The sequence below is a fragment of the Pseudoalteromonas sp. 2CM32C genome (assembly GCF_023161925.1).
In the GTDB taxonomy this organism is placed as follows: Bacteria; Pseudomonadota; Gammaproteobacteria; order Enterobacterales; family Alteromonadaceae; genus Pseudoalteromonas; species Pseudoalteromonas marina.
This window is the reverse complement of sequence record NZ_JALNTI010000002.1, coordinates 199,926-213,526: the sequence shown is the minus strand read 5'-3', so window position 1 is coordinate 213,526 and position 13,601 is coordinate 199,926. Positions and strand designations below refer to the sequence as shown.

Genomic DNA, 13,601 nt, shown 5'->3' with positions numbered 1-13,601 from the left:
AACTAATGCAACACTTAAAAATAACGCATATAGGTATTCTGCTTAGCGCATTAACGCTGGGAGCGTGTAGCAATGATGACGACAATAAAAAGCCGTTGCCTGTGGTTAATACAGCGCCTTCAGTTAGCGACATCATGTTAACAACGCAAACGGAGGTAAATATTACCGACTCACTTACAGCCACAGATAAAGAAGGTGATTCACTTACTTATTCATTGGTCAGTGAGCCTTCATTAGGCATGGTAAATATTGACGCTGATGGCAACTTTACTTACACACCAAATAAAGAGGTTACGGGCACAGATAGCTTTACTTTTGGCGTATCTGATGGCGTTAACAGCCAAGTAAGTGCAATGGTTAATATCACTATTGAAGCTTTGCAAGTCGACTTTGCTCAGTTTACTAGCGATGCATTTAACCAAGCACCGAATGCAGAGCCACTCTCTGTAAATGGAAGAGAGTTTACAAATAAAGACACAGATATTAATAATTTAATTAGTAATCAGTAAATAAGCTGACTGGCCATGGATGGCTATTTTAAGGATACAAATATGAAATCACCTCTAGTAAACCTGATGATTACATTAAGCTTAGTGTGCTCATTTGAGCTTTTTGCAGCGGCTTATACACCTAATGACAACGACGTAATAGCAGTCACTAAATCGGATTTAACTGCCTCACTATCGATAAATGAAATAGAAAATCTAGTCAATAAAAGTCAATTCGTTGGACAAACGGAGCATATGCAAGGGGTACTCAAAAACAGGCTCGCAGAAATATACTTAAATGAGCCAACTCCACAGGTAGGCTATTTATATGCACGCGTTTTACAAAAAGAGCATTTGTTTAATGATGCGATAAACATTGCTAATAGTGTTTTAAAAATAACGCCTGATCACAGCAACACTCATCTATTGCTGGCTAATTTGTACATGACACAAGGCCAGTTTGAACTTGCTAAACAGCATTGCTTAGCACTAATAACAAGGGTAAGCACATTAACGGCCAGTACTTGTGTACTAGACGTGCAAAGTCAGCACGGTAATTTATTAAGAAGTTATCAATCTTTAGTAAAGCTAACGAACAATAAGCCTATTGGACTCAATACAAAACATGTCCTAGCTGAAATGAGCTTTAGATTACAAAACTACACAAACGCATTAAAGCACCTTGAAAATATAAATTTAGTAAACTCTCCAGTAAGCCTAATTGCTTTATGGGCAGACATACAACTGGGCTTAAACAAGCCACAGCAAGTGATAACCAAATTAAGTAATTTATTAAAAGAATCGCACGATCTAGAAGACGCGCTTTTGCTGCGCTTAGCCATCGCAGAAAAAAAACTAAACACAACACAATACAAATGGCAAAACGCCATGAAGCAACGAGTAAAGCTCAGAGAAATTCGCCACGACAGCTTTCACGCAAGTGACCTCGCCAACTATTATATTCACGTGCAGCCAAACAAATCTAAAGCCTTGTATTGGGCCAATATTAACTGGCAACAAGCTAAAATGAATATCGACCAAGCGCTGATTGTTCAAGCAAAAAGGATGTGAATGTTATGAGAATATTAATACGCGTATTTTCTATTATGTTGTTAAGCTTATTATTTTCAACAGCAGCTTTTGCGCACCAGTTAAGCACCGGCTACATTACGCTCAATAGCAATAATACAGCTCAATACAGCGGCAATTGGGAAATCAATGTTGCAGATTTAGAGCACGTTATAGCCCTCGACTTAGACCAAAACGCCAACATTACCTGGTCTGAAATAAAAGCAAAACGCGACTCAATTAACGCATTTATAAAAAACAATCTTATCGCAGAACAAAACGAACAAACTTGCGCACTCACTGTAAATAACAATTACCAGCTAAGTGAGCACTTTAATCAGCCTTACTTGGTATTACCTGTGTCATTTTCGTGTTTAACAAATAACGAGATTACGCTTAAGTATTCAGCCTTTTTTCAAGATGACGCAAATCACAAGGTCATTGTTAATGTGAATAACATAGCACGTGTGTTTAGTATAAATGAGCCTAGCCAAACCTTTAATACTAAGCAGTCGAGCTATTTAGCTACCTTTACAGAATATGTGTATCAGGGCGTATTACACATTTGGATAGGCATCGATCATATTTTATTTTTAATTGCGCTATTACTAACTTGTGTTTTAACCCGTGATAAAAACACCTGGCAGCCCATTAGCTCTAAAAAACACATTATCAAACACACTGCCTGGATTGTTACAGCATTTACGCTTGCTCATTCTATAACGCTTACAGCAACAGCGCTTGATTTAATATCTCTCAATACTCGCTGGGTTGAACTAATTATTGCAATTTCTGTATTGTTTGCAGCCCTCAATAATGTTTGGCCCGTTGTTTTGCGTTTAGGCTGGCTGACATTTGCTTTTGGGTTGCTTCACGGAATGGGATTTGCGAGTGTACTTGGTGAATTAGGTTTGTCGAGTAACTATCAATTAATGAGCATATTGGCATTTAATTTAGGGGTAGAGATAGGCCAACTAAGTATTTTATTAGTAGCGTTGCCTTTATTAATTGCATTTAGAAAAACCGCTTGGTACGTAAAATGGTTAATGCCAGTAGGGTCTATAGGTATCGCCGTTGTGGCTCTAAACTGGTCTATTGAACGCTTTTGAACATAATTATACCCATTCGCCTAATTAAGTGATCTATTTTGAAGATGGAAAAACGTCTTGATAGCTAGGAAAAAAATTCGCTATTTAGTTGTTATCGACAATTGATCTGCATTCATGCAGTCGTAAATGAGAGTTTTTTAACGTAAATAGCGAGGCGTTTAGCCCCACAAAATGATTAAGTATTATTGCGGGTTGGTATTAATTTAAACGGTTGTTAATACTATAAACCCGCTAAAATAGCGGGCATATAGTTTATGCATTTTAATAGCACTATTTTAATCTTCAAACGGCATTAACAACGTTTTCATCGCTGGGCGAAGCGCAATTAAAACTGTCTCTTCGGTAAGTTCGGGGTAAAGCACTTTTCGCAAAAGTAAGCCTGCCATTACTGAAAAAATAACATTAATACGGCTTTCTAGCTCTACCTCATCTATGTCTTTTATCACACTGCGTTCACTTATTAGCAATTGGCGCATTCTATTTCGCGCTTGCGTATCAGCATCACGTAATAGTTTAGCTACCTTTACGTTTCTACCAGCTTCAGCGAGCATTTCTAAATCAACCGCACATTCACCGGTATCCATATGCCTTTGAACGCCAATATTTAAACCGTTCAATAATACTGTGAGCGTATCTTCTGGTTGCCCTTCAAAATGCTCAAATATAGAAAACATTTCTTCCATATCTTTTTCAATAATACTTTCTATAATGGCTTCTTTACTTTCAAAGTAGTTATAAATATGCCCGGCACTCATTCCTGCTGTTCTGGATATTTCAGCCATACCTGCAGCATGAAAGCCTTTACGACGAAAGCATTCAGCCGCCGCAGTTAAAACCTGATCACGACGCGCTTTGGCTATCGCTGGATCTGTCTGTCTTTTAGTTTTCATACAAAGCTCCACTGCCAAGTGATTAGACTCGACAATAAGGCAAATACTTAATCATTTTGAAATACGCCTTTCACTCATAAATAAGTATTTAGCCCTATATAAATCTAGTTAATTAGCTGCAAAAAGGTGTTTACAGCTAAAACCCTTACTTAGTTGGTTTGATCGCTTTTCTCCCAGCCACCGCCCACTACTTTATACAGGCTAATTTGGCTAGCTAACAAAGCCTGTTGACCCAAAATTTGCTGTTGCTGTGCAGCATACCAGCTGCGTTGTGCATCAAGGACTTGTAAGTAGCTATCAACACCTTTATCGTAACGCGCCTTTGATAGCGAAAACGTAGACCCTCGGCTTTGTAGTAACATATCAAGTGCGCTTAACTGCGCTTGATAGCCTTCGTTGTCTGCTAACGCATCGGCGACTTCGCGAAATGCTTGCTGAATTTTTTGCTGATAAGTAACTACGGCAATTTGTTGGTCGGCCTTAGCAACATCTAGCTGAGCTTGGTTTCTGCCCATATTAAAAATAGGTAAAGTAACTGATGGAATAAAACTCCAAGTACCCGAACCTGCATCAAATAAATCACTTAAATCGTTAGAGGCAGTACCCGCATTAGCCGTTAAGCTAATACTGGGGTAAAAAGCAGCACGCGCTACACCAATGTTGGCATTAGCGGCCAATAACTGATGTTCTGCTGCTTTAATATCTGGGCGTTGAGTTAATAAATCAGAAGGTAAACCAACCGGTATTTTAGGCAACGCCAATAACGAGTCCAGCACCTTATTTGGCAGAAGTTCAGGGCTTACTGGTTTTCCTACTAATAAATCAAGTGCGTTTTTATCGCGCTTTAATAAACGTTTATACGTTGCAATATCAACCTTTGCGCTGGCAACGGTACTTTTCAGTTGCTCTAACGTAATTTTAGATGCTGCGCCTAAATCAAAACTTTTTTGAGTAAGCCCAAGCGACGCTTGTTGCGATTTTAATGTTTCCTCAGCAAGCCCAAGTAACTGTTGATCGGTTGCATAATTAAGCCACGCATTAGCCAGCTCTGCTACCAGCGACACTTGCGTGCTGTATTGAGTAAGCTCAGTAGAGTATAAATTTTGCAGCGCTTGTTGAGTTTGGTTACGAACCTTACCCCATATATCTAATTCGTAAGAGGTAATACCTACAGTAGCACTGTATTGCGAGCTTATAGTGGCCTCATTAGTACTTGTTAAACTGGCAGGCAGACGCTGGCGAGTGCCCGAACCATTAACATTTAAGGACGGATACAATACTGAGTTTTCTATTTGATACAACCCACGTACCCGCTGCACATTGAGCATCGCAATTTGCAGATCTTTGTTGTGCTCAAGGCTTTGACCTATAAGCACCTGTAATTTTTTATCGCTAAAAAACTGCTGCCACTTTAATGTGTTAACTGTGGCTTGTTCTGTTTGAACTGAATACGTTTCGGGTACTGGCAGCGCCAAATTTTGCTGTTCAGGTGCCAACTGGCATCCACTTAAAGCAGCCAACGTAAGCACACTCAACGAAAAGGTTTTTATATGCATTATGCTGTCTCCTCGTTAGTGTTTTTTTCTTTTGCAGGGAATACGCGGCGTACTAATACAAAAAACAGCGGCACAAAAACAACAACCAAAATAGAAGAGGCGAGTGTTCCACCAATAATTGAAATGCCTAATGCGTTTTGCGCACCAGAGCCTGCACTTGATGCAATAGCGAGTGGAATAACACCACAAATAAAGGCCATTGAAGTCATTAAAATTGGGCGTAAACGCAGTCTTACTGCAGCCACAGCCGCTTCAACTAAATCAAGCCCTTCGTCCATTTTATGGATAGCAAATTCCACAATTAATATGGCATTTTTAGACGCTAACCCTATCGTAGTTAATAAGCCCACTTGCAGGTAAATATCGTTTGATAATCCGCTACCCAACGCAGCCATAGCAGCACCAAATATACCTAACGGAACAATCATCATAACCGCAAACGGTACCGACCAACTTTCATAAAGAGCCGCTAAACATAAAAATACAAATAACAACGACAAACCATACAATAAAGGTGCTTGGCCGCTGCTAGAGCGTTCTTGAAATGAAATACCGGTCCATTCAGACGAAATACCATTTGGCAGCTGTTTTACCAAACGCTCCATTTCATCCATTGCTTGTCCTGTGCTGTAACCAGGTGCAGCGGTTCCTTGTATTTCCATTGCTGAAAAGCCATTGTAACGCTCTAAACGCGGCGAACCATAAGTCCAATAGGCCGTTGCAAAGGCAGAAAACGGAACCATATCACCCTCATTATTACGTACATACCACTTATTTAAATCTTCAGGCACCATTCGAGATTCAGCATCGCCTTGCATGTATACTTTTTTAACACGCCCACGGTCAATGAAGTCATTTACATAACTACTGCCCCAAGCCGTAGCAAGGGTGTTATTAATATCGGTTTGCGACACACCCAATGCTTGTGCTTTAGCTAAATCGGTATCGAGTTGTATTTCTGGCATATCTTCTTGACCATTAGGGCGTACACCAGCCAATATAGGACTTTGGCTTGCTAAACCTAATAGTTGATTACGTGCTGCTAAAAGCGCATCGTGGCCCAAACCTACACGGTCTTGTAAAAATATATTAAAACCATTTGCTGTTCCCAGTTCTACAATTGCTGGTGGTGGAAAAGCAAACACAAACGCTTCTTTAATACTGGAAAAGTACCCCATAGCTTTACCTGCTACACCTTGCACAGATAAATCGTCACGTTGGCGTTCATCCCAATGCTTAAGATTAACAAACCCTATTGCTGAGTTTTGGCCAGAACCTGCAAAGCTAAACCCGGTAACAGTAAAAATACCGTTTACTGCTTCAGATTGTTCGTTCAAGTAGTGGTTTTCTACTTTTTTAACCACTTCAAGTGTTTGCTCGGTTGTAGAACCCGCAGGTAACGAAACTTGGTTAAATAATATGCCTTGGTCTTCATCTGGTAAGAATGCGGTTGGTAAATTTGAAAACACATAAGCCATTCCACCTACAATTAAAAAGTATATAACAAGGTAGCGTTTAGCATGTTTGATCATACGGCTCACAAAGCTTTGCGCACCCGAATTTGTTTTGTCGAACCCGCGGTTAAACCCTGTAAAAAATTTACCAAATAACGACTTATCATTATGAACATGGCTAGGCTTCAAAAGCGTTGCACACAGTGCCGGCGTAAGTATAAGCGCCACAAGTACCGATAAACCCATAGCAGAAACAAGGGTAATTGAGAACTGACGATATATTATGCCCGTCGAGCCGCTAAAAAAGGCCATCGGAATAAATACAGCAGAAAGCACCATTGCAATACCAACAAGCGCGCCTTTAATTTCGTCCATTGATTTGCGGGTTGCATCAAGCGCTGAGAGTTTTTCTTCGGTCATCAGTCGCTCTACGTTTTCTACAACAACAATGGCATCATCAACTAGTAACCCGATGGCAAGTACCATGGCAAACATGGTTAATGTATTAATTGAGTAACCAAAAGTGTATAAAATACCAAACGTACCCAGTAATACCACTGGCACTGCAATTGTTGGAATAAGCGTTGCTCTAAAGTTTTGTAAAAACAAGTACATAACAACAAACACCAACACAACCGCTTCTATAAGCGTATGAATTACTTTTTCAATTGAAAGCGCCACAAATGGTGTAGTGTCGTAAGGCACAACCGCTTCAAGTCCCTCAGGAAAAAATGGCTCTAATTCAGCAATGGCATCTTTTACCCCCTGCGCAGTATCAAGCGCGTTGGCGCCACTGGCCAATTTAATCCCTAAGCCAGAAGCTGGTTTTCCGTCATAACGCGCGACAACCCGGTAGCTTTCACCACCTAGCTCAACACGGGCAACATCACTCAACTTTACAAAAGAGCCATCAGCATTGGTTTTAACTAAAATATCTCTAAATTGCTCAGGAGTTTGTAAGCGGCTTTGCGCGGTCACAGTCGCGTTGAGTTGCTGTCCCGCCACCGCAGGCATAGCACCTAGTTGCCCAGCCGACACTTGTGCATTTTGAGCACTGATAGATGCACTTATATCTGCAGGCGTCAATTTATAGTTTTGAAGCTTAGCCGGATCTAACCAAATACGCATTGCATACTGCGAGCCAAATAACTGTACTTCACCCACACCTTCAACACGCGAAACAATATCTTGCACGTTTGATGACACGTAGTCGCCAATATCAATGTTGGTCATGCTGCCATCTTTAGACATAAACGCATAAACCATCAAAAAGTTACGGGCTGACTTTGCAACCACAACACCTTGGCGCTGCACGGCTTCAGGTAATAGTGGCGTTGCAGTAGCTAACTTGTTTTGTACTTGAACCTGAGCAATATCAGGGTCGGTTTCAGCGCTAAACGACAGTGTGAGCGTTGCTGAACCGCTAGACTCTGACGTTGACGACATGTATAACAAGCCATCTAAGCCTTTCATTTTTTGCTCTATAACTTGTGTAACAGTATCTTCGAGCGTACGCGCCGATGCACCTGGGTAGGTAGCCGTAATACTTATTGCTGGCGGCGCTATAGACGGATACTGCGCAATAGGTAAACTTTTAATTGCTAATATACCTGCTAGCATCACTACTATGGCAAGTACCCAAGCAAATATAGGTCTATCGATAAAAAATCGTGACATGTAAATTCTCCGTTATTGCGCTTTAGCAGTTTGAACTTCAGATGGGCTAACTGGTGCGCCTGGGCGAATTTTTTGCAGCCCTTCTACGATCAGTTTATCGCCTTCCATTACGCCATCGGTTACAAGCCAATTAGATCCAATGGTGCGATCTGTTTTCAAAACGCGGCTCTCTACAGTATTGTTTTTGCTAACAACCATTGCGGTAGGTTCACCTTTCGAGTTTCGACTAACACCGCGCTGTGGAACTAAAATAGCGTCGTTTTTAACACCTTCAACAATTGAGGCGCGAGCATACATCCCTGGAAGTAGTAACTTTTCAGGGTTAGGAAATTTAGCGCGTAATGTAACCGAGCCTGTACTTGGGTCAACTGTCACCTCAGAAAACTGTAAAGTGCCTTTATGAGAATATAAAGAGCCATCTTCCATAGTGAGTTCAACATCGGTTTGACTGGTTGAATCTACACTTAGGTCGCCCGAACCAATCGCTTTTTTAAGCTTAGTTAATTCGCTACTCGACTGCGTTAAATCAATATAGATAGGATCAAGTTGTGTTACTGTTGCCAAAGAAGTGGCTTGGTTGGCACTTACTAATGCACCTACGGTGACATTCGATTTACTAATTTGCCCACTAATAGGCGAAGAGACATGACTGTATTCTAAATTAATTTTTGAGGTTTGCAGCTGCGCTTGAGCAGTAAGGAGTTCTGCTTTTGCTTGCTTATAGGCTGCATCAGCCTCGTCGTAATCTTGCTGGCTAACCGCTTTAATTTTTAATAATTCACTATAGCGAGACGCTTTAGCTTTACTGCTTGCAATGCTTGCTTCAGCGCGGGCAACAGCAGCTTCACTTGCCGCTAAGTTGGCTTCAAAAGTAGCAGGGTTAATTTGGTAAAGCGCTTGACCTTTTTCTACTTGAGACCCCTCGGTAAATAAACGTGATTGCACAATACCGCTTACTTGCGGGCGTATTTCTGCAATTTGAAATGCACTAATACGTCCAGGCAACTCTTGCCTTAAAGTTAGCGATTGTTTTTTAAGCGTAATAACCCCTACCGGCACAGCTTTAGGAGCAGCTGCCTGCGACTGCTCTGTCACTTGGTCACAACCAGTCAACGCAACTGAACCTAGGAGAACTGAAAATACAAATAAAGCGGTGCTAGAACGCTGCATGTTAAATACCTTTAATTTAGAATGAACGATCATTCTAAATTAAATGTTAGTGAGAATACATCTTAATAAGCCGATCTTTACACAAAATTACACTCAACTATGCGGCCTCATACTTAATCACCAAGTAATGTTAATAAGGCTTTTATAATAAACATTTACACCTACAAGCTAACTATAGTGCTCAGCGCACTGTATTTTTTAAAAATAGAAAAGCACTTACGCCAAAACCTACTTTGTTTAAATTAAAGCCTAAAAGTACATAGTGAAGAGATTTTAATATTATATTTCAGTTAATTAGAGGTATGAGTCATTTAGCCAGATACCCATTAGGCCATAGCCAAATACAATTGTTATAACGAACAAATTTATAAACTTTCATTAACAAAAAGCCAAGGCGAACTTGGCTTTTTTATTCATGACGTGGTTAAGCGTTTATAAAGAGATTAGGATGGCAAGCTTTAAACTAATCTAGATACAAGCAATTGCTCTACACGAATACCTTCAACATCAACAACTTCAAATTTAAAGCCCGCATAACTTATATGCTCAGCACGTTTAGGTATACGTTTCATGGTGTAAATTAAAAAGCCTGCCACCGTCTCAAAATGTACTTGCTCTGGGAATTCCTCTATATCAAGCACTTTAGCTAAATCGGTAATCGGCGTCAGTCCATCAACTAACCACGAGCTTTTATCTCGCTCGATTATTAGTTCATCCCCTTGGTGAGTTATTAAATCTCCCATAAAGCCTTTCATTAAATCTTTTACAGTAACAATACCAACAAGCAGCGCGTATTCGTTTACTACAATAGCAAATGGTTTAGCGGCACTTTTAAATGCATTTAATGCCTCTGACAAACTTAATGTTTCTGGTAAGTAAAATACATCGGTATCAACTAATTCGTCATTGATATTAGCGGCTTCACCTTTAAGTACTTGGCGTAAAATATCTTTTGATTCAACAGAGCCATGTAATTTGTCTAAGTTACCCGACACAACTAAAAAATGATTATGCGGGTGATCAATAATTTTGGTCGCAATGTCATTACTGCTTTCGTTTAAATCGAAGTACACAATTTGGTCACGCGGGGTCATTACGCTTGATAAAAAACGAGCTTCTAAATCAAACACATTACCTATTAAGTCATACTCTTGCTTTTGCAAACTACCATATTCAGCGCCAGCTTCCATCATGGCAACAATGTCTTCTGTGGTTACATTATCTTCACGCTCTGCGGGAACTTTAAACAGTCGCAGTACAAAGTTAGTCACGCCATTAAAAAACATCACTAAAGGCGTTAATGCAAATGTAACCCAACGCATTATGTTAACGACCTTAACAGCAACAGCTTCTGGCATGATCATCGCTAATCGCTTTGGCATTAAATCGGCGAATAAAATAAATAACGAGGTAATAGTAAAAAATGAGAATAAAAAGCTAATTTTCTCTACATATGCACCCTGATAAAATAAAACCAATACTTTTTCAACGTATGGAGATAATGCTTGTTCACCTACAATGCCACCTAATATAGCGATAGCATTAAGTGCAATTTGTATCATGGCGAAAAACGCGCCCGGATTTTCTTGCAGTTTTAATACCGCAGCTGCATTTAAACTGCCTTCGTCTGCCATTACGCGAAGTTTTATTTTTCGTGACGCTGCAATTGCTATTTCCGACATAGCAAACAACGCACTGATCAAGATCAATAGACTAATCCCGATTAAATCACCCATTTAACGCTCCAAAAAGTTAGCGCTTTTTATATAAAAAGCAGCTGATTATAGTCGCTTTTTTAAGCGCAGCAATTGATATTTTCACTTTATGTTTAAGTTTTTATTATTCAGCTAGTTAAATGATTTTTAGCCACTAATTAAGAGAGGAGGTTTGTCTAAATGCAAACTGTAACTGTGTGATTAACGACTCATCCATATTTATGTTACACGCAAAATATAATGGAGATTGAGCCGTATTTAAATCAAGCACTGGCTCGAGTAAATTTAACTTTGGTGATGTTTTGAGACGGTAATTAAATTGTTTTTTACTTAGAATGACAAAATCAAGAATGTCACGGCGTGCACTAATTAACTTATCTATTTTATCTAAATTATCAATCAACAACAAATGCCGGCTTTCGTTAAAACCGCGTTCAAGTAAATAATGATGGCTAAAGTTATCTCTTAATACTGCTATTTTATAGCGCTTGGCATCATGTAAAGTCTTTAACTTTATGCCTCGAGATTTCAGCCCATAAATCGCTGACTCAAACTCTTCAAGTTCAGCTATCCACACAAAGTTATTTTCTCTTGGTGGCAAACGAACAATTGAGAAAATACAGGTGTTTTTATCTCGAAGGGCTGCGTTATAAGACACACTCCAATTGTTAGCCGACATAGTGTAACTAATACCAGCAGCATCAAGGGCGTTTTTTACCTTTTCTACAGAGCGACCTGCCAATTGGTTGTTTGCATCGAGATATTGAAAGTCAGGAAACACCTCCGTCACTATGTTAATTTCGTGTGCTTTTACTGTCGTACACAACACGCAAAGTAAAAAAACAAATCCCTTCATTGGGTAAAAGCCTCAACTAAATTAGTGCAATTATTCAATAAATATAGTTGAGGCTTTGTAGACTGCTAGTTTTGAGTATTTAATAAAATAAGATTAAGTCAATAGTATTAGTTTTGAAGCACTTATTTATTCATCGCATTAATTAAAAACGCTGAAATTTTTGCGCCTTCTTTTAATGTTGTTTCAGAACTTGCTTGGCCCACTAGAGAACTATCGGTAAATGGTGCTATTTCCATCATATCAGCGCCCGTAATAGGAAACTCATCGGCAATGGCTGATAAAATGTCTAGCGCGTGCTTAGGTGTTAAACCGTTATCTTCCGGTGTACCGGTTGCAGAAGCAAATTCGGCATCGAGTGCGTCAATATCAAAACTTACATACACTTCATCAACATTATCCGCTTTTAGTTGCGCGATAGTCTCTGCAGCAACAGCGGCTGCACCGCGTTCAATAATTTCATGCGCCCAATGTTGCTTAACCCCAAATGTGTTTTCCCAGTGTGATTTTGGTTTTCCACTTGAACGTATACCAAATTGAATTAAGTGATGGGGTGCAGGTAAAAACTCTAAGATATGTGTACACCAAGAGCCAAAACATAAATCTATACCCAAGCGCTCCACAAGCAAATCGGTGTGCGCATCAAAATGAATAATAGCCGTACGCTTCCCTTGCTCGCGTTTTGCTTTTAAATACGCTTTGGTTAATGGATAACTAATAGAATGGTCGCCACCAATACCAAAAATACCTTTATCTTTAAACGTGGCATAAAAGCTGTCGCACACATCTTCAGTAATTGATAACGGACTTACGTAGTAGTCGTTATTCTCGTTTCCGTATAGCGCTTTTTGGCAATTAGAGATGGTTGTGTCGTTTAGGTACTTGTCATGTAACAAATGTGGAATAACACGCACATCGCCTAAGTCGAACGAATGACATTCAGGGTGCTGATCAATTAATGCTGAGCGAACAAACAAAGGACCCCAATTGGCACCACGTAAAATACCGCCACCACAATCAGAACTAATTCCAAGCATGACCGCTTTATGGGGAGAGTGAGGCAACTCATTTAACGATTCGCGCCATAGCGTGTCTACATTTTCGGTTTGACCATACAGTTTATTTCGAAGTGCCGCTTTTCGCTCTTTTGCAGTATTAACGGTAAAAACACCATCGCCAGGAGCGCATAAGCAGTGCTCTACTTTACTATTAAATGCTTGAATTTCTTGACTCATAATAAATCCTTATGAATTGTTCAGTGCGTATTTTAGTGATTATTTATGCAAAACGATTAAACAGGCCTAAACTTTAAATAATTAAAAAATTAAAAATTTTCTTTGTCTGTATCATTAAAAACCCTTTCAAAACCAACTTAAAATAAAAACATAAGCAACTGATATTTAAAAACTTTTAATTAATTCAGGCAATTATCATTTATGACTAACCACTTAGTTGAGTGATACTTATAATGCTTGCGCACACAAGTCAACCGCACAAGTAAACCAGCAATCCATGGGTGTGCTTGAATATTCATAGTTGATGAATAAAATACGCTAAAGCCCTATTTTACTGGCTTAAACAAGCACTCAATTATATTAATACGGACATACGTCCTGTACTT

The 13,601-nt window shown here is 39.6% G+C and carries 10 protein-coding genes; 3 read left to right on the top strand and 7 right to left on the bottom strand.

What is annotated here, in order from left to right:
- Positions 1–5: 5 nt before the first annotated feature.
- Genes MTF67_RS04840 through MTF67_RS04830 form a run of 3 tightly spaced genes read left to right on the top strand, consistent with a single transcriptional unit; the run spans position 6 to position 2,665 of the window.
- A complete protein-coding gene (locus MTF67_RS04840) occupies positions 6–509 on the top strand; it encodes an Ig-like domain-containing protein (RefSeq protein WP_039037617.1) in 504 nt (167 codons plus the stop codon).
- Between the two features lie 42 nt (positions 510–551).
- Positions 552–1,559: a tetratricopeptide repeat protein gene (locus tag MTF67_RS04835; protein ID WP_039037616.1), complete on the top strand. Its 1,008-nt coding sequence runs from the start codon at positions 552–554 to the stop codon at positions 1,557–1,559.
- Positions 1,560–1,564: 5 nt separating this feature from the next.
- Positions 1,565–2,665 (top strand): HupE/UreJ family protein, encoded by a 1,101-nt coding sequence (locus MTF67_RS04830; protein WP_039037615.1) that lies wholly within the window; start codon positions 1,565–1,567, stop codon positions 2,663–2,665.
- A gap of 275 nt (positions 2,666–2,940) precedes the next feature.
- Here the strand turns inward: MTF67_RS04830 and MTF67_RS04825 are convergent, their stop codons facing one another.
- The 7 genes from MTF67_RS04825 to MTF67_RS04795 form a co-directional block, all read right to left on the bottom strand.
- Positions 2,941–3,555: a TetR/AcrR family transcriptional regulator gene (locus tag MTF67_RS04825; protein WP_039037614.1), complete on the bottom strand. Its 615-nt coding sequence runs from the start codon at positions 3,553–3,555 to the stop codon at positions 2,941–2,943.
- Positions 3,556–3,704: 149 nt separating this feature from the next.
- Positions 3,705–5,111, bottom strand: a complete 1,407-nt coding sequence (locus tag MTF67_RS04820; RefSeq protein WP_248518867.1) for an efflux transporter outer membrane subunit — start codon at positions 5,109–5,111, stop codon at positions 3,705–3,707.
- Positions 5,111–8,242: an efflux RND transporter permease subunit gene (locus MTF67_RS04815; protein WP_008126229.1), complete on the bottom strand. Its 3,132-nt coding sequence runs from the start codon at positions 8,240–8,242 to the stop codon at positions 5,111–5,113. The genes MTF67_RS04820 and MTF67_RS04815 overlap by 1 nt, the downstream gene beginning before the upstream one ends.
- A gap of 12 nt (positions 8,243–8,254) precedes the next feature.
- A complete protein-coding gene (locus tag MTF67_RS04810) occupies positions 8,255–9,412 on the bottom strand; it encodes an efflux RND transporter periplasmic adaptor subunit (protein WP_248518866.1) in 1,158 nt (385 codons plus the stop codon).
- Positions 9,413–9,870: 458 nt separating this feature from the next.
- Positions 9,871–11,148 (bottom strand): hemolysin family protein, encoded by a 1,278-nt coding sequence (locus MTF67_RS04805; RefSeq protein WP_248518865.1) that lies wholly within the window; start codon positions 11,146–11,148, stop codon positions 9,871–9,873.
- Positions 11,149–11,281: 133 nt separating this feature from the next.
- Entirely contained in the window at positions 11,282–11,983 is a 702-nt protein-coding gene (locus MTF67_RS04800) for a transporter substrate-binding domain-containing protein (RefSeq protein ID WP_248518864.1), read from the bottom strand.
- A 122-nt stretch (positions 11,984–12,105) separates the two neighbouring features.
- Positions 12,106–13,215, bottom strand: coding sequence for an arginase family protein (locus MTF67_RS04795; protein ID WP_058429792.1), 1,110 nt, complete (start codon positions 13,213–13,215; stop codon positions 12,106–12,108).
- Positions 13,216–13,601: the final 386 nt, after the last annotated feature.

Bases quoted from the DNA above. Each gene is read 5' to 3' on its own strand.
- MTF67_RS04825 (WP_039037614.1), bottom strand. From the start codon at position 3,555: ATGAAAACTAAAAGACAGACAGATCCAGCGATAGCCAAAGCGCGTCGT.
- MTF67_RS04795 (WP_058429792.1), bottom strand. From the start codon at position 13,215: ATGAGTCAAGAAATTCAAGCATTTAATAGTAAAGTAGAGCACTGCTTA.
- MTF67_RS04835 (WP_039037616.1), top strand. From the start codon at position 552: ATGAAATCACCTCTAGTAAACCTGATGATTACATTAAGCTTAGTGTGC.
- MTF67_RS04815 (WP_008126229.1), bottom strand. From the start codon at position 8,242: ATGTCACGATTTTTTATCGATAGACCTATATTTGCTTGGGTACTTGCC.
- MTF67_RS04810 (WP_248518866.1), bottom strand. From the start codon at position 9,412: ATGCAGCGTTCTAGCACCGCTTTATTTGTATTTTCAGTTCTCCTAGGT.
- MTF67_RS04840 (WP_039037617.1), top strand. From the start codon at position 6: ATGCAACACTTAAAAATAACGCATATAGGTATTCTGCTTAGCGCATTA.
- MTF67_RS04805 (WP_248518865.1), bottom strand. From the start codon at position 11,148: ATGGGTGATTTAATCGGGATTAGTCTATTGATCTTGATCAGTGCGTTG.
- MTF67_RS04820 (WP_248518867.1), bottom strand. From the start codon at position 5,111: ATGCATATAAAAACCTTTTCGTTGAGTGTGCTTACGTTGGCTGCTTTA.
- MTF67_RS04830 (WP_039037615.1), top strand. From the start codon at position 1,565: ATGAGAATATTAATACGCGTATTTTCTATTATGTTGTTAAGCTTATTA.
- MTF67_RS04800 (WP_248518864.1), bottom strand. From the start codon at position 11,983: ATGAAGGGATTTGTTTTTTTACTTTGCGTGTTGTGTACGACAGTAAAA.